Here is a 17,207-nt window from a genome sequence, read left to right as displayed (position 1 = left end):
GCGAGTTCGTTATCGACAAGAAAAGGAGGTCAACCCGATTGGATTACTGCACACCGATTCACCGTAAGGATGGTTATAGCTATGCATTTTGATTAGGTTTGCGTAGATGTCTATAGAGATTTGGTTACAGTTCTTTACCCCTAGCCCCTCTCCCAGGCTTGGATACTGCTGGTCATTAGACCCCTCCCCTTTCCCCTTCCCCTTTCCCTCTCCCTAGCCCTCTCCTACAAGGAGAGGGAAGTGGAATATTTTTTTCATTTGGAGGTACGGATACATACCTCAAGGCTTGCCAGTACTGGTTTTTACCTTAGGTTGAATGGTACTGAAATAAGCTATTTTGGATCACCGAAACCCTTGATATACCGTAGGGTGGGTTTCGACTTCGCTCAACCCACCAGCCAAAATTTCAGTATCATTCACCTTAAGTTGATTCTCAAGAATCCATGAAAATGGAACATTCAGCTAACTATTGTCAACTACCGGAACTATCGGGCGATCGCAAATTGGTCGCCGGCGTCGATGAAGTTGGGCGTGGCGCTTTATTCGGTCCGGTTGTAGCAGCAGCTGTTATTTTACCCGCATCGACTCTGCCCAATTTGGCTGGTTCTGGAATGAAAGATAGTAAACAATTAACTCGTCTACGACGCCAGAAATTGGCGCAAGAGATTCAAGAGTTAGCCGTCGATTGGAGTATTGGTTATGCCACCAGTACTGAAATTGACCAAATTAATATCTTACAAGCCTCTCTGTTGGCAATGAAACGGGCTGTGCTTAAGTTAAAAGTGCAGCCTGATTTATGTTTGATTGATGGGAGACAGGCATTGGTAGGCTTACCTGTACCCCAAAAAAGTCTGATTAAAGGAGATCAGCGATCGCTGGAAATCGCAGCGGCTAGCATTGTGGCAAAAGTCTGGCGTGATGATTTAATTGAGCGTTTAGCGACGAAGTATCCCGATTACGACTTAGCCGCTAATAAGGGGTACGGAACTCAACGACATCGTTTAGCCCTCCAACAGTTGGGTCCTTCGCCCCAGCATCGCCTTTCCTTTCGTCCGTGTCAACTCAAGGATGGGGAGGGGAATGAGGGAGCAGGGGGAGCAGAGGGAGCAGAGGGAGCAGGGGGAGCAGAGGGAGCAGAGGGAGCAGAGGGAAAGAGGGAGCAGGGGGAGATGGGAAGATGAGGAAGTTAACTCAACACTCTACCTTACCTGTTCCCTGTTCCCTGTTCCCTGTTCCCTGTTCCCTGTTCCCTGTTCCCTGTTCCCTGTTCCCTGACAAATGACTAAATGGTGGGATTATCAGCGGGTGCAAGATGCTGAGAGTTAGGCTGATTAAGGGTTTGACGATCCGCGTTAGCCCATTGCCGATAATCCAATAGCAGTTGATGCATTAATTTCTGCTTAATTCGCAGCAACACACTTTTGAGTAATCCATTTCCGGTTGTTTCAATAATGGGTTGGGGTGTCATCGATAGAGGAAAGGGAATATCCACCCGAACCTTTAAATCAGCCTTACCTTTGAGCCGAGTGGTGTTTTGCTGTTGCTCAGGATAGAGTTTTCCCTTGACCTCCAGGGTAAAGCGTTGATTGATGTAGTCTAATCCAGGAATGTCACAATCTACTGATCGCAGATGAACTGTACCGTCACCATCTGCCCAAACTTTGAGAATGACTCGTGGTTGAAAGGTTAACGACAGAAAATTCAATGGACGCATCTTTAGGCGAAACTGCTCTGGACTCAGTTGCTCGATCAGATTCGGATCAGCGATCGCGTGTACCAGGCGCTGAGGTTGACGTAAATAGTGCTGAATCGGGATGGGTTGTTCGGGTACGGCAAGTTCTACGGATTGGGATGCAGTAAACTGGCTGGTCATAGGGTGAGAGCAACGTTGGGTTTTGTCTAAGTTTCTTAAAGTTAATCTTACTTTAATAAAGTTTATTTACATAACTGGGGGAAATTTTTTAAGGTTATGGGGATGAGCGAGTCTCGTAAATGAGACTACAGCATGTAACTTCATCCTTACTCCGATTGTAGAAATTATGCTCGCCAACCGTTATCTTCCTATAGAAGACTTTCAGTGCCTCGATCAGAGCAACGGTTTAGTCCTAAGGACGGAAATTCTTAAATCTCATTACTGAGGACAAATAAATTTTTATATTATAAACTAAAGCGCAGTTTATGTCAATTTCAATTGCCCATCTTGGACCACCAGGGACTTACGCAGAAGCGGCAGCATTAGCTTACTGTCGCACTCTTACCCGTGAATGTGATTTAAAACCCTGGTTATGTCCTTATCCCAGCATTGCCCAAACTCTGCACGCCGTCGCCAAAGGGCAAGCGGATTTGGCGGTGGTGCCTGTGGAAAATTCTATAGAAGGCAGTGTCACGATTACGTTGGATACTTTGTGGCAACTGGATCAACTACAAATTCAACAGGCATTGGTTTTGCCAATCCAACATGCCCTGTTATCACGGGCATCTCGTCTTCAGGCAATCCAAACCGTTTATTCTCATCCTCAAGCCCTTGCCCAATGTCAAGGGTGGCTAGAAAACAGTCTACCCTTGGTACAACTCGTACCCACAAACTCAACCACAGAAGCCTTACAGCATCTGGATACTGACTATACAGCAGGTGCGATCGCATCTCAACGGGCGGCGATGCTTTATCAATTACCTATCCTGGCGGCAGCTATCAATGATTATCCAGACAACTGTACTCGTTTTTGGATTGTGGGTCAGCAATCGGCTCCTGGGGGTAGTCATACCTCCCTGGCTTTTAGCACCCCCGCCAATGTACCGGGAGCCTTAGTTAAACCTCTGCAAGCCTTTGCCCAGCGAGAGATTAACCTGAGTCGGATTGAGTCTCGCCCAACCAAGCGATCGCTAGGTGAGTATCTTTTCTTTATTGATTTAGAAGCCGATGCCTCTACACCGTTGGTGCAAGAGGCACTCTCAGAAGCTGCCTCTCATACAGAAATTCTGAAAATCTTTGGTAGCTACAGTGTCATACCCATTGACTCAATGGCACTGATTGAGGAGTAAGAGACTTGTGGAAAAATGGTATTGTAAAGTATTTGACGTTATGACTTAGATGACTAGACCAGCGATCTAGGCACACAATTCGACAAATATGTCAAGCTTAGGGAGGAAATCTAGCGGCTGATGTCTGATATTGAACAACGGTTGAGCGCAGTCCCATTACCAGAGATTTTGCTGGACTGACAACCAAACCTGGAATTTATGCGGTACGTCATCGGCTAGACGGGTTACTCTATGTCGGCAAAGCGCAGGACATCAAAGAACGGTTTCGGGGTGGGCATAAATCCATCACTTGGGCATGGTTGGCGGACTATGACCATCGGGATGTGGCGATCGCCACCCATACCCTCGACTTTATCCAGTGGCAATCGCTATCATCAGAGCTAGAAGGGATTATCCTGAATATGACAAAACCACCTTTCAATGTCCGCATACCAACTAGGGACTAGCCATGCAACCAACTGTTAAACAGGAAACAATTGAACATCTTAGCCCGGTGGCCGCTCGCATGATCCTGGTCGCATTGCCGGCTCACATCAGGGAAGCATTTGAACGACGGGCTGCCCAGATTGAGTATCCCATCGAAGCCGTACTGGAAATGGCACTAGCTGGGTTCCTTGATAGTGAATGTTTGGGCTTTTCGGATTGCAAACCCAGGTATTAAAAGCTTGTTTCAAAAGCCCTAATTAAATGCGTCCTTAAGGACTGTAAGTAGGTGGACACAATTAAAGTTAACGGTTGAGATTAGGGAATGGGGAATAGTAAGAGTTTGAGGTCAATTTACACAAATTAATAAGCGTGCCGTTTTCTTTTGTCCGACTACTTACGGGCAGCCAAATGGTTTTTTGGTAGCTACAGTGTCTTACCCATTGACTCAATGGCACTAATTGAAGAATAAATAATAAGCCGTATTCTATCCTTGCCCCTATGTTCCTGACACATCCTTTTTATGTAGACATTTTCACCGATGAAGGCTTCGTGAACTTACTAATACCGTGCAGGGTTTTTTCCCAGTAGAACGGCTTGGTAAACAACTGCCAAAGTGCCATATAAGCAGCCATCGAATGGAGTTGCCAGTAAAGTGGATTGAGTAGTGCATATAATGAAAGCTTGTAATATTTGCGCCGAAACATGGCAATCATATTTAAATAAATGCCAATGGCATTGCCAAAAATCAAGTTAAATAAGGAGATATAAATCATCCAACTTGGCAAGAGTTTTTCAATAAAATTAGCTTGAGTGATCAGTTCAGCCAACAATAATAACCAGAGAATTGGACTACAAAGAAATCCTAAGATATGTCCGCCAATAAAAAATTGATAAGATAGCCAGTTTTTTAGACCGAGAGTTTTGAGAGATTTATAAGGATGACGATTATGAACCAACCAGGTTTGCATATAGCCTTTGATCCAGCGCGATCGCTGCCGAATCCAGTTCTTGAAGCGGCAATTCGCCTCTTCATAGGTGGTAGAGTTAATCACACCGACAGTATACCCTCGTTGACTGGCACGAATTCCTAAATCCGCATCTTCGGTGACATTAAAAGGGTCCCAGGCTCCTAATTCTCGCAGGCGATCCGTGCGGAAATGATTACTGGTTCCGCCTAAAGGAATGGGTAATCCCAAGGCTTCTAATCCGGGTAACAGATAGTCAAACCAATAGGAATATTCCAGGGTAAACATTCGAGTTAAGAAATTTTCATCTCGATTAAAGTAATTCAACGCCGCTTGGACACAGACTAAGCTCTTTGAACCTTTTCTAAATGCCAGGATTGCCTTTTTAAGCTGGTCTGGATCAGGAATATCTTCCGCATCGTAAATTGTCAGATAGTCTCCCCTGGCAAATGCCAAGCCATAGTTACAGGCTTTCGGCTTAGTCTTCGGCTGGCTATCCGGAATATAGATAAAGCGCACATAGCGAGGAGGATTAGCCGCTCGTGCTGCTTCAATCGTGACTAAATCTTTTTCTTCTAAAAGGAGTAAAACATCCAGTTTTTCTTGGGGATAATCAAGCTGACTCAGGGCTTTGAGCAAAATCGGAATAACTTCTGGCTCATTATAAACGGGGACAAGAATGGTATAAACGGGTAATGATTGGTTGTCTAATTCGGCAATGTTTTGATCTGTGATTTGACGAGTTTGCTCAAAAGAACCAATCATACTGAGACTAAACTTAAACAGAATAGATACCACAAAGAAGAAGTTAACCGCAATCAGCAAAAAAACCAATGTGGCTTGCCAGTTAGCAATCAGCCCAGCCCACAGCGCTAGGAATCCAATATAACCGAGTAAAATTTGCGGTGCGGTAAACACACGGGCAGCCGATTCTTTGGGTGAACGAGCCAAGAGTTGGTAAATCGCTTTTTGGGTTAAATCCTTGCGGTAGAAGCGATCAACCATTACCGTAATATCACTTTCGGTTCCCAGTACCTTGACAATTTCCACACCGGGGTTTTGGGCATAAATTTTGGTTTCGACTTCTAGATCAAGGGGGTCTTGCACCATGACCATAATCGTATGATCATTTAACCACGCGATGGGAAAAAATAAATCTTGAATTAGGACTTGTGGGTCGAAAGACTGGATCAAATGAGAATCGATACTCAGAAAATCTGTGCCAACTAAGTGGGAAAAAATCGGAAAATCCGTGAGTTGGGAGAGGGTTTGAAGATAGTCAATTGGACGCAGGTAACTTAAACGAGTGAGAATTGAACCCAAGGAAGAACCAGTTGATTCATGGAGAGCTTGAGCCTCTTGCCATTGAGCCAGGGTTAACTGCCCTTCCTGTAACAGTTGGTTCTGCAAATTTTTCTCGACAATCAGGTTGAGAAGCTGATCCTCTGTCGCTAGAATCTCTTGTACTTGGGCTTGCTGCCAAACCCGTTGGATTGTCTGATGGACAGTTTGATTGTCGGCTTCTGTAACCACCACGACGAGATGGTTGGTTTCGGGTTGCCAGTGACAGGGAAAGAAACCGCACTGAATCAGTTCTTGTGTCTTGAAAGCTTTTGCCAAGCTGAAATCTAGTACATTGCCGGAAGACTTTAACCACTCGGTAAGAGTTGGCAAATTGGTTACAGCACTGGCTAATGTCAAAAATTCAGTTTTGCTGACTAGATTGAGACTCCACAAGGCTTTTCCCAAAGAGCAAGAGGTTTGAGCTTGTAATTCTTTGACCCGATGCAATTGGGGTCGAGTTAGATATCCCTTAGCCAAGAGAGCGGCGATCATCTTTGTTGAGAATTGCTTCATCGTTTCTCGGAGTCTTGAGTCGTTTCTGAAGGAAAAGGTTGATTGGAAATCATTTGCGGAGGGCGACCCAGGCGTTGGTAGGTTGACCAAGCGGCGACACCGCCACTAATCAGAGCAAGGGTAAATAGGAGACTCGCATAGCGCTGTAGGAACAGAGGTGAATCGGTGGACGCGATCGCATTGGTTTGCAGTCCGCCCTCGCTCACATTCCAGGATTGGATACCGCCAAAATCGGTTAAGGTGACGACATTGCCACTGAGGTGAGTTGCCCAAGGAGTGCGGGGATTGGCAAGGGCTAGACTAAGTTGTTTGACTAAATCAACCTGATCCGCTTGACCTATCCGAGTCAGCCAAAGGGTAGGAATACCTTGAGCGATAAACGATTGGAGAATCGCGGCGGAGTCGTTGGCAGCTACGGTTTGCAGAGACTGCCGATTGAAGGGGTTATAGATTTCCCAGCCACCTTGGAACTGGAGTGGAACAGGTAGATCAGAGGTGGGTACAGATGCCGCAATTAATCGCCACCCCGGTGTTTCACCTCTGGGATTAGCAGGTAGATTAGACCAATCTTGAATGGACTTTGCCTCAAGTAGGTGGGCAAAAACAGGTTGTTGACCCTGATGGCTCATGACACCCAACAGATAAGCTGCACTCGCTAGTAAAGCGGGTTGCTGAGTATCAACAATTACCTGTCCAGGTTGGAGAACATGATGGGGTAGATCGCTCAATTTGCCCGTGGCATCCTGATTGCCTTGCCACGTTAAGGAAGAATCTCCTTGCACTTGAACGGATATTGGTTTGGGCTGGCTTTGACAACCGACTTCCCCTGGGTCATAAATAAAAACGGTCTCTAGGGTATTCGTGGGGGCGAGGCGATGGGTGGGTAGGGGAAAATGGGCGTCTAATTGGGTTTGGTTTCTCAGGTTGTAGGTTTGGATGAGAGTCTTGTTGAAATAAATCAGAGCGGCGAAGTGAGCATCTCCTTTTAAATTTACTGGGTTGAAGCTGGCTTTGAGTCGGGCTTTCAACTGTTCAGGTTTGGCTTTAATCTGCGCCAGAGTAAAGGTTGATCGGGAGGTTTGGCTACCCAGAACTTGCCGGGTCACCTCCTGAAAACCTAGCTCTGAGAAAGTCCGCTTTTGAGGTGACGATAGCGGTTCTGAAGCCGGGATAGCTAGATTGAGTTTAAGTTGGGCAATGAGATGTTCAAATGCTTGAGGTGTGGCTTTTATTTTAAGTGTCGCTCCCTGGCGTTCTAGGTCAGACTCTGTGGGTTCCTTGTGCAAAATGACCCGGGCTTGTTCGCCAGCTTCAGATGCTAGTTTTTGTCCTTGATGCCAAATTACAGGTACTTGATGTTTGCCAAACTTATAGGCTAAGAGGCTGTATAAATTCAAGGCAAGTTCTGCCTGCTCTTGATTAAGATTTGGCGGAACGGATAAGACGACTTGGGAATAATAGGGTTCAAAGAAATCCTGGATCGGATCACGGCTATCACTCGTCGAACCCGGAGTGAGCTGAAAAAAGCTATCTTTTCCCAAGGTGAGGAATAAATTCCCCGTAGCTAGATCCTGGCAGGGATTATCGGTTATGGATAAGGATGGCAGGATGGTCAATGTAATTGACGATGTGCTTGGGGGTAGGGAGTTTAAAGGTAGGGTAACCAATGGTTGTTCTTGCAGCGATCGCACCGAAACCGTTCGAGCCAGTTCGCCATTGAGTCGCAATCCCACGGATGAATAGTGATTTAGGTTTGCCCCAGGTTCTAGACGTAAACGGACGAAACTCTGGTCGGGATCGATGTCTGGGAACACAGGAACGGTGATGCTAAACTCTGGATTGCTACCGTTGAGAACAATGGAGCTATCGTAGCCCAATCGCTGTAGGGAAACCCTTTCCGGAGGTAGTGCCATAGATAATGGACTATAACCCAGCCAGATGCTCAGGCTAGCTAATCCCTGGAGTCCCAGATGATTAATCCAGCTAAGGTTTAGGGTCAGTTGATCGCTCATGAAGGAATGATGGCTGGAGATGCTGGAATGAGGAATACAAATCAGTTCGTGTTACTCTTTATACTTATCGTTGCACGGTTTTTCCTCTCGCCCAAGCATTTTTTATAAAGTTTTGTAAAGCGAGGAGCTTATACTGGCAATTTCTCCAGTTGGTATGCCAGAATTTCGAGCAGTTATGTTTCTATGGCGTCAGGGGATGTCTAACCGCTTAATTAGCTGGAAAGCCAGTGTATTAGCTTTATTTATACTCAGCGCGATTCTGGTTTGGCTGGATTTTCAAGGTTTTCTCGCTGAAGAAATGGCTTTTTTTGGAGCTAAAGCTCTAGAGGTTTTTTATGGTCCAGAACCCCGTTTACAAGCCACTGGCTTTGTCTTCCCTCCGGTACTGGTCTATGGGACAGTAGCGGTTGGTTCTCCGATTACGCTGCAAGTCTTGGCAGGAGCGCTGTTGGTTGGCTTGATTAGTCGTACAATTGACAGTCTACCCATTTCTCAAATCTGGTGCCGACTTTGGATTGCTTTAATTGTGTTCAATCCAGCGTTTGCTTTGATGCTGTTGCGAAGTCCGAACTGGGTGATCACCACCCTTTTGGTCATGGGTATCATGGGGCTGAGTTGGACGATCGCGCAACCGAAGACGATGAAATTACCCATGAGTCTAGTCCTCGTCCTGATGGGATTTGCTCTGGCTATCCTGATGCTGGTGCGTTATGAAGCCTGGTTTATCACTCCCCTAGTGATCGCGATTCTCCTGGCAATTTTCCCTAAAGAATCGTGGGGGTTTCGGGGAACCGCTATTCTCGTAACCCTGTTTATGAGTTGGGTGGCGATCGCCGCTTGGCTTTATCTTAACTGGCAGTTTACCGGAAATGCCTTCCAGTTTTTTAATAGCGCTTACAGTGGATTCCACTTGCCGGGAACGGAATTTTTATTACAGCAATTCGATTCCCGTTTGCTGCTGGATTTGACAAGAATTCTGCCCCTAGTTTTGGCTTATCTCCTCGGTATAGTCTGGTTGTTTTGGCAAGCTAAACAGCGGTGGGTGAATATCCTAATTGCTGTCTTGCCCATCCTGTTGATTGTTCTAGCTATATGGCAGGAAACACTCCGGCGTGAAATTAGCTATTTAGGTCTATTTTTCGGACTTTTGCCGTTAATTTGGCAGCAAGCTCCACCCCTGAAAGCTTGGCAACAGGGGTTATTTACCGTCGTCCTCGTTATCAGTTGGATTGGCAGTGGGTTTTGGCTACAAAATAATCATGCTCTCCCCGAAGAAACAGTACTGTGGCGCCAATTAACCGGACAAAAATTGCCCCAATCGTTGTTGGTGCAGCAATGGGTTCAACGTCATCAAGATCAGCGTCAAATCGCGAACGTGTTGTACAAAAACTTGCGTTCTAATCAGCGAGTTTTAATGGACGATGCGATCAATTTTCCAATTATTTACCAAATCAATGACCCCCGCTACTTTATCCTGCCCTACCAGTATGAGTTTATCCCAGCCTTACAACAGCCGGAGTTGTTTGCTGAGTTTATTGTGGTCTCAAAACCACAATCGCCGATACATCATTGGGATCAGGTCAGTTTATTCTGGAGCCAATTGGCAGATCCGCGTCCCATTCGTCAAGAAGTAATGCCGTTATCTCAGTTTAAATCACTACTCGAAACCCCCTACTACCGACTCTTACAACGTCTCGACTCCCCATGACTCGTTACTCTCGCCGCAAATTTATCCAAGGTTTACTGACAGCCCCTGTGCTGTTAGCGTTAAGCAAAGGATGTGCGTCTTCGGTGTCTTCTCCAAATTCTGCACCAACGCCTTCACCATGGCAATTGGGTATTGGTGAAGATCCGGCTCGATTTTTGGCAGAGGTTAAAAGTGATCGCCTGGTCAAAACGATTGCCCAAGCCTTGTCACCTCAGTTTTTATCCGGTTGGCTGAACAGTTTTGACCACAAACAAGGAGATTTGAGTTTCTGGCAAGAATGGCACAAGCAAGGTTTGCTGTCAAACTGGTTCCAGCAAGGCTATACTCTGCAAGTGATTACCTGGGAAGATGATACCAAGTTACCCACAGGGGAGTATCACATTTCTCAGCAATTTCTAAGTGATATAGAAGAACTGGCTGGCTATATTCGTCAGGCAAATCCCCAAGATAAACCAACCTATTGGACTCTGGCAACAGAATTTTCCTACTGGCGTATTCCGGCAGATACCTACAATCAAGATACCTCGGAGTATTACCAGGCGCTGATGAAAAATATGCGGCAAGCCCGCCAGATTATTAAACAACAGCTCCCTAATGCCTGGGTTGCTCCGAGTTGGGGAGGATGGATTGTTACCTTTGATGATCCCGCTAAGGGGGCAGGACTGAGCATGATTCCCCCCTTTGGAGAGTTTATGCAGCAAATGGATGGGATTGCTTTCCAGTCTATGCGACCTAAACTAACGGGTGAGTACAATTCTGAACTTAGAGGACCTGATCCTGGCAACCCCGCCCAAATTCTCCAGTGTTGTCAAGTGTTCTCTGATTACCATAAGTCTTTAATGGTCTCTCATTACGAACCGGCGATTAAAGCGTTGCACCCCAATGGCGGTCAGGCAAATACGGTAACGGAGGATTTTTTAATCATGATGCGACCTGAATGGCTGAGAACTGTTACCCGTTTAGGACTTGACAAAATTTCGCTGATGCACTATGGACTTTACAAAGGAAATCCAGTTCATGCCCTAAGCGCCGTTCAAACGTTTCAAACGATTATTCAGGAGGGTTCGTGGGCAGTCACTTAGGTGGGTATTGTCAGGGAATTGCTTCTTATCTACTTCCTGTTTTCCTACATGGGCAACTGTGGATTTCCTTGGCACTGTGGAGTACACCGCCTGCTTGGGCTGGGGGATTCACCCAACCTGAGGGCAGAATTTTCACGGATGTTACACTCAGGACGTTAGAAGCAGGTTCTTTTGAGAAGGTAGAACTGCAATTATTTATTGAATACGGTTTACAGGATGATCTAACCCTGATTTGGAAGAGTCCCTATAATTGGATCGAAAATGACGTGGGGGAGGAAACCTTACGCAACCAAGGCTTTATTGACCAAGAAATTGGGGTACGTTGGCGCTTCAATAATGATCCCAATTTGGCAACGGCAATTCAAGGTATTTTGATTTTACCTCCAGGCTATGACCCCGATCAAAACTTGGCTCTGGGGACGGATAATGTTGGTATAGAAATTCGTTTTCCTGTAAGTTGGATCTACTCCCTCGGTCAGCGTCAAGGAATTTTAACCGCAGAAATTGCGTATCGCGATTTTTTGGGCACTCAAGGCAGTGAAATTCGCTGGTTTGCAGAAGTCTCTCAAAATGTTTTGGATCGAATTACCCTCGTTGCCCAATTGGAAAATACCAATGGATTGGCAGAACTTCAAACTGATTTAACCAAGTTGACGGGGAATGTGCAAGTGAAAGTCAACCCGAATCTTACTCTGGTTGTGGGTGGTTTTCGTCATATTCAAGGACCATCAGGGCAAGGATTAGAATTCAAAGTTTTCTTTTCGTCGAATTAAGGTGTTTTATGAATCAGATGAGGACAAAATCCCGTGTCAATATTGGCATAATTATGACGACTCTGCTTATGGCATCCTTGGGGTTTGCCTCAACGGTAAGTGCGGGTAACTCTGATCCGGTTCAACGGTTGTTGGCTACCAAAAAATGTCGAGGGTGTAACTTAAATGGGGCATTTTTAGCCAATGCTAACTTGGCAGGAGCTGATTTGCGGGGAGCCAAGTTACAGGGAGTGAACCTAAGTCAAGCGAACCTGAAAAATGCGAATTTAGCTAGTGCTGATTTGGGCAGTGCCTACCTTTGGCAGGCAGACTTGAGCAATGCTAATCTCAGCTATACGGCTTTGGCTAGTGCCAACTTGAGCAATGCTGATTTACAAAGGGCTAATCTCAGTCATACTAACCTCAGCAATGCTTATCTTTGGAAAGCTAATCTCAGTGGTGCTACCCTGACGAATGCTAATTTAGCCAACGCTAACTTAAGTTCTGCCAATTTAAGCAGAGCCAACCTCAGCGGTGCGAACCTGCAAGATACTTATTTGTGGGGGGCGGCGCTTGACGGTGTAATTGGGTTAGACCGATAACGCCGCCCATTCCTGTGCATGAGATAAAAGCGATGCTGAAAACCAACTCGGCTAATTAAATGCATCTTTAAGGACTGTACGGGCAGCCAAATGATTGCGCGTGGAGGTAAGTATTTCCGCTTCGCGTTCCAAACGGGCTGCTGTATCCTGCATTTCTAACAACGCTTGCTGTTCCGAGGCGACGCCGTAAAGATTTCCCGCTACCCAATAGGATAGCTCTAAGGGCAGGTCTGGCAAGTCTTCGGGCAGCTCGATTTTCTGATCCGTCAGCTTGGCAGAGAGATGAACGACATCTCGCAGCAATTGCTCAACGGATGTGGAAATTTCTTTTAAGTCTTTTTGAGAGGGTTGATCCTCTATCCATTCCACCAATCCGACACGATAGGGTTTTTCTCGGACGTATTCTAAAACCCGAAATCGTTGCTGACCCAAAGTTAAGACTTTCATCCGATCATCAGGCAGACGCTGGAAATGTATAATTTCAGCGCAGCAGCCAACGGCGGCGGGTTGACCTTGCACCGGGTCCCACATCAATACCCCAAAACGCCGATCGCTCTCCAAAATCGTGTTCATCAGGATACGATAGCGAAATTCAAAGATATGGAGGGGCAGAGGACGTCCCGGAAATAGAACCACTTCTGGCAGTGGAAACAAAGGAAGTTCTCTAACAGCAATTGAGGAAGAGGATGCCATTGTGCCTTGGTGAAAAGGGTAACTGCGCTTCTTTACCTACTTTAACGGATTTTTTGGGGACAAGAAGCCACAAAATCCATTAAAGCGGTACTAACTCATATCTTGTCCGGTTTTATGGCATGTCTATTACCTGTACTGATTTGGGCAAGAGCATTACCCTTCTACCCTCCTACCCTCCTCCTCTTCCACCCTATAACTTCACTTCAATATCCACACCTGCCGGTAAATCCAGTTTCATCAGGGCGTCAATGGTTTTGGACGATGGCTGATAAATGTCAATAAGTCGCCGATGAGTACGGGTTTCAAAATGTTCCCGCGAATCTTTATCAACGTGGGGCGATCGCAAGACACAATAAATACGACGTTTGGTCGGTAAGGGAATTGGACCGACGGCGGCAGCATTGGTGCGATTTGCTGTATCCACAATCTTCTCGCAAGAAGTGTCCAGCAATCGCCGATCAAATGCTTTAAGACGAATCCGAATTTTTTGCTGCTGAATCGTTGCCATTTTTTTGAGTTGTCTAGGTTCTGAAATAATTAGGAGTTTTAAGTGTTGAGTATTGAATGAATGTTCCCGAACTCAGAACTCAACACTCAGAATTCATAACGTTTTGCCAACACAGAGAATAAGGAGCAGAGAACAGCATCAGCGTCTCTGCTCCTACTCTTTTGAGTGAGAACAGTGCTACTTGAGGATTTTGGAGACAACACCTGCACCGATGGTGCGACCGCCTTCACGAATGGCAAAGCGCATTCCTTGTTCAATCGCGATCGGGTTGATTAACTCCACGGTCATTTTTACTCGGTCTCCCGGCATAACCATTTCCACATTGCTACCATCATCAGCGGTGTAGGAACTGATTGTTCCCGTCACATCGGTGGTACGAACGTAGAACTGAGGGCGATAACCGGAAAAGAACGGAGTATGACGTCCTCCTTCTTCTTTTTTGAGGACATAGACTTCCGACTCAAACTGAGTATGAGGAGTGATAGAACCGGGCTTGGCAATTACCATTCCCCGCTCAATATCTTTCTTCTCAACACCTCGGAGCAGAATTCCGGCATTGTCACCCGCCATCCCTTCATCGAGACTCTTCTTAAACATCTCAATGCCGGTGACGGTTTTCTTGACCGTATCCCGGAGTCCAACTAGCTCAACTTCGTCACCAATCTTGACTTTACCTCGCTCGATCCGACCCGTGGCGACTGTCCCCCGACCGGTGATGGTGAAGACATCTTCAACTGCCATCAGGAAGGGCTTATCTACATCCCGTTCTGGGGTAGGAATGTAAGCATCGACCTCATCCATTAACGCATAGATCTGATCAACCCACTCATCATCACCCTTCTTAATGTTTGGGTTAGAGGTAAGAGAGTCAAGCGCCTTTAACGCCGAACCTGCCACGATGGGAATATTATCTCCATCGAAGTCATAATCACTGAGGAGTTCGCGGACTTCCAGTTCCACCAATTCCAGTAATTCTTCGTCGTCCACCATGTCTTTCTTATTCAAAAAGACGACCAAGTTGGGGACGCCTACCTGCTTGGCAAGGAGGATATGTTCCCGTGTTTGCGGCATCGGACCGTCAGCGGCTGAAACCACCAGGATCGCGCCATCCATTTGAGCCGCACCCGTGATCATGTTTTTCACGTAGTCAGCATGTCCTGGGCAATCAACGTGAGCGTAGTGGCGATTCGCCGTTTCATACTCAACGTGAGCGGTGTTAATGGTAATCCCCCGCGCCTTTTCCTCTGGTGCCGCATCGATGTCTTCGTACTTCTTGGCGGTTGCTTGACCTGATGAAGCCAGAGTCATGGTAATGGCAGCCGTCAACGTTGTTTTGCCGTGGTCTACGTGACCAATTGTGCCAATGTTGACGTGGGGTTTAGTCCTTTCAAACTTTGAGCGTGCCATGAATTACGTTTTCCTTTTCTTAGTTATGCGTTCCCTTTGCTCTTAGCAATGATAGCTTCAGCCACGTTACGAGGCACTTCATCATAGTTGCTAAACTCCATTGAGAATATACCTCGACCTTGGGTTTTTGACCGTATATCCGTAGCATAACCAAACATTTCGGCTAATGGAACTTTAGCAGAAACTTTGGCAATACCTTCGTCGGTACCCATCCCTTCAATTTGACCACGGCGGGAGTTGAGATCGCCCATGACATCTCCGAGAAAGTCTTCAGGCACTTCAACTTCCACTTTCATCATAGGCTCGAGTAACACGGGTGCAGCCTTCGTTACGCCGTTTCTAATTGCCATCGAACCAGCAATTTTGAACGCCATTTCCGAAGAATCAACATCGTGGTACGAACCATCAACTAATGTGGCTTTAACATCAATGAGGGGATACCCAGCTAGGATACCCGATTCGCAGGCTTCTTTCATACCCTGCTCAGCCGGAGAAACAAATTCTCTCGGTACGGAACCACCAACAATCTTGGAGACAAATTCAAACCCACTACCGGATTCACCTGGCTCCAATTCAATCACGACATGACCGTACTGACCTTTACCGCCACTTTGACGGATGAACTTGCCTTCAGCTTGCACGGATTTGCGAATGGTTTCTCGGTAAGCCACCTGAGGGGCACCCACATTCGCTTCAACTCGGAACTCCCGCAGCATCCGATCAACCAGAATTTCCAGGTGAAGTTCACCCATTCCCGCAATCACGGTTTGATTGGTTTCTGGGTCGATACTGACCCGGAATGTCGGATCTTCTTCCGATAAGGCTTGGAGTGCTTTGGAAAGCTTCTCCATGTCCTGCTTGGTTTTGGGTTCTACGGCTACCGAAATCACCGGTTCTGGAATATAAAGCGATTCCAAGATAATCGGGGCTTCTTCGCCACAAATTGTATCACCCGTTGTTGTTTGCTTGAGACCAATTGCTGCACCGAGATCGCCAGCTCGTAGCTCATCGACCTCAATACGTTCGTTGGATTTCAAAATAATCAGCCGGGAGATACGCTCCTTCTGATCTTTGGTGGAGTTGAGAATGTAGCTGCCTTTTTTCAGGATGCCTGAGTAGACCCGCATGAAGGTTAAACGACCATAAGGGTCTGACATGATTTTAAATGCCAGCGCCGATAGGGGTACTTCATCATCTGCGGGTCGCTTGTCCGGTGTCCCATCTGGCAATAGTCCCTGAATTGGCGGAACTTCCGGCGGAGAGGGTAGATAGTCTACCACTCCATCAAGGAGTAACTGTACTCCTCTATTTTTGAAGGCTGAACCACACAGCACCGGCACAATCGTACCGGTAATTGTACCTTTACGCAGGGCAGAACGAATTTCGTCTTCGGTGAGTTCTTCTTCTGCCAGATATTTTTCTAAGAGCGCTTCATCGGTCTCAGCTACAGCTTCGATCAGCTTGACTCGGTACTCTTGGGCTAGCTCTTGAACCTCTTGGGGGATTTCGGTGTCTTGCATATCCGTACCCAGGTCATTGGTATAAATCCGGGCACGCATTTGCACAAGATCGACAATCCCGTGGAAATCACTTTCACTGCCGATGGGAATTTGGATCGCCACCGCATTGGTACGCAGCCGATCGCGGAGTTGCTCGTATACTTTAAAAAAGTTAGCACCCGTGCGATCCATCTTGTTGACAAAGGCAATCCTCGGCACCTTGTAGCGATCGGCTTGACGCCACACGGTTTCCGATTGGGGCTGGACACCTCCCACTGAGCAGAACACAGCAATTACACCATCTAAAACCCGCATCGAACGCTCAACTTCAATTGTGAAGTCTACGTGACCCGGTGTATCAATGATGTTAATCCGGTGATCCAGCCAGTTCGTGCTGATGGCAGCAGCAGTAATTGTAATTCCCCGTTCCCGCTCTTGCTCCATCCAGTCGGTCACGGCTGTCCCTTCATGGACTTCGCCTAGTTTATGAACGATTCCTGAGTAAAACAGAATTCGTTCTGTTGTTGTTGTCTTGCCCGCATCAATGTGGGCGGCAATCCCGATATTGCGTATTTTCTCAAGCGGGATGGTACGTGCCACAGCTACCTCCTTCGTCTGTGCCGCAAGTTTACACGTTGCGTTGCTATCTCTTTA

At 46.6% G+C, this 17,207-nt stretch carries 15 protein-coding genes; 8 read left to right on the top strand and 7 right to left on the bottom strand.

From position 1 onward, the window contains the following. The first annotated feature begins 449 nt into the window (after window positions 1-449). Entirely contained in the window at window positions 450-1,181 is a 732-nt protein-coding gene (locus RIC07_RS16965) for a ribonuclease HII (RefSeq protein WP_446395557.1), read from the top strand. A 101-nt stretch (window positions 1,182-1,282) separates the two neighbouring features. Here RIC07_RS16965 and RIC07_RS16960 read toward each other — a convergent pair whose 3' ends face one another. Then, the gene (locus RIC07_RS16960; RefSeq protein ID WP_446395556.1) at window positions 1,283-1,873 is read right to left on the bottom strand and encodes a DUF1997 domain-containing protein; all 591 of its coding nucleotides are present in this window, start codon (window positions 1,871-1,873) and stop codon (window positions 1,283-1,285) included. Window positions 1,874-2,178: 305 nt separating this feature from the next. Between RIC07_RS16960 and pheA the strand changes: the two genes are divergently transcribed. From pheA to RIC07_RS16945, 3 genes are all read left to right on the top strand, one after another. Then, window positions 2,179-3,042 (top strand): prephenate dehydratase, encoded by an 864-nt coding sequence (gene pheA, locus RIC07_RS16955; RefSeq protein WP_446395555.1) that lies wholly within the window; start codon window positions 2,179-2,181, stop codon window positions 3,040-3,042. 155 nt (window positions 3,043-3,197) lie between these two features. Continuing rightward, complete coding sequence (locus tag RIC07_RS16950; protein ID WP_446395559.1) at window positions 3,198-3,488, top strand: GIY-YIG nuclease family protein; 291 nt, start codon at window positions 3,198-3,200, stop codon at window positions 3,486-3,488. Between the two features lie 2 nt (window positions 3,489-3,490). Further along, window positions 3,491-3,703: a hypothetical protein gene (locus RIC07_RS16945; RefSeq protein ID WP_446367097.1), complete on the top strand. Its 213-nt coding sequence runs from the start codon at window positions 3,491-3,493 to the stop codon at window positions 3,701-3,703. Window positions 3,704-3,986: 283 nt separating this feature from the next. On the opposite strand, the gene RIC07_RS16940 is transcribed toward RIC07_RS16945, so the two are convergent. Both RIC07_RS16940 and RIC07_RS16935 read right to left on the bottom strand, forming a co-directional pair. After that, window positions 3,987-6,290 (bottom strand): glycosyltransferase family 2 protein, encoded by a 2,304-nt coding sequence (locus RIC07_RS16940; RefSeq protein WP_446395554.1) that lies wholly within the window; start codon window positions 6,288-6,290, stop codon window positions 3,987-3,989. Next, a complete protein-coding gene (locus RIC07_RS16935; protein ID WP_446395553.1) occupies window positions 6,287-8,302 on the bottom strand; it encodes a hypothetical protein in 2,016 nt (671 codons plus the stop codon). The genes RIC07_RS16940 and RIC07_RS16935 overlap by 4 nt, the downstream gene beginning before the upstream one ends. Before the next feature lie 154 nt (window positions 8,303-8,456). Between RIC07_RS16935 and RIC07_RS16930 the strand changes: the two genes are divergently transcribed. From RIC07_RS16930 to RIC07_RS16915, 4 genes are read left to right on the top strand one after another with little or no spacing between them, the layout of a single operon-like run. After that, the gene (locus RIC07_RS16930; protein WP_446395552.1) at window positions 8,457-10,010 is read left to right on the top strand and encodes a hypothetical protein; all 1,554 of its coding nucleotides are present in this window, start codon (window positions 8,457-8,459) and stop codon (window positions 10,008-10,010) included. After that, window positions 10,007-11,092 carry a hypothetical protein gene (locus RIC07_RS16925; RefSeq protein ID WP_446395551.1) on the top strand — a complete coding sequence of 362 codons (1,086 nt, stop codon included), beginning with the start codon at window positions 10,007-10,009 and terminating at the stop codon, window positions 11,090-11,092. Before RIC07_RS16930 ends, RIC07_RS16925 begins: the two co-directional genes overlap by 4 nt. Beyond that, complete coding sequence (locus RIC07_RS16920) at window positions 11,077-11,865, top strand: hypothetical protein (RefSeq protein ID WP_446395550.1); 789 nt, start codon at window positions 11,077-11,079, stop codon at window positions 11,863-11,865. Before RIC07_RS16925 ends, RIC07_RS16920 begins: the two co-directional genes overlap by 16 nt. Before the next feature lie 53 nt (window positions 11,866-11,918). Further along, a complete protein-coding gene (locus tag RIC07_RS16915) occupies window positions 11,919-12,446 on the top strand; it encodes a pentapeptide repeat-containing protein (RefSeq protein ID WP_446395549.1) in 528 nt (175 codons plus the stop codon). Window positions 12,447-12,497: 51 nt separating this feature from the next. On the opposite strand, the gene RIC07_RS16910 is transcribed toward RIC07_RS16915, so the two are convergent. The 4 genes from RIC07_RS16910 to fusA all read right to left on the bottom strand — a co-directional run bounded on the left by RIC07_RS16910 (window position 12,498) and on the right by fusA (window position 17,153). Beyond that, entirely contained in the window at window positions 12,498-13,139 is a 642-nt protein-coding gene (locus RIC07_RS16910) for an LON peptidase substrate-binding domain-containing protein (RefSeq protein WP_044208968.1), read from the bottom strand. 190 nt (window positions 13,140-13,329) lie between these two features. Further along, a complete protein-coding gene (gene rpsJ, locus RIC07_RS16905; protein WP_044208966.1) occupies window positions 13,330-13,647 on the bottom strand; it encodes a 30S ribosomal protein S10 in 318 nt (105 codons plus the stop codon). A 177-nt stretch (window positions 13,648-13,824) separates the two neighbouring features. Beyond that, window positions 13,825-15,054 (bottom strand): elongation factor Tu, encoded by a 1,230-nt coding sequence (gene tuf / locus RIC07_RS16900; RefSeq protein ID WP_446395548.1) that lies wholly within the window; start codon window positions 15,052-15,054, stop codon window positions 13,825-13,827. A gap of 23 nt (window positions 15,055-15,077) precedes the next feature. Beyond that, complete coding sequence (fusA, locus tag RIC07_RS16895; RefSeq protein ID WP_446395547.1) at window positions 15,078-17,153, bottom strand: elongation factor G; 2,076 nt, start codon at window positions 17,151-17,153, stop codon at window positions 15,078-15,080. Window positions 17,154-17,207: the final 54 nt, after the last annotated feature.

Source organism: Coleofasciculus sp. E1-EBD-02 (genome assembly GCF_040218245.1).
GTDB lineage: Bacteria > Cyanobacteriota > Cyanobacteriia > Cyanobacteriales > Coleofasciculaceae > Coleofasciculus.
This window is presented reverse-complemented; position numbering and strand designations above follow the sequence as displayed.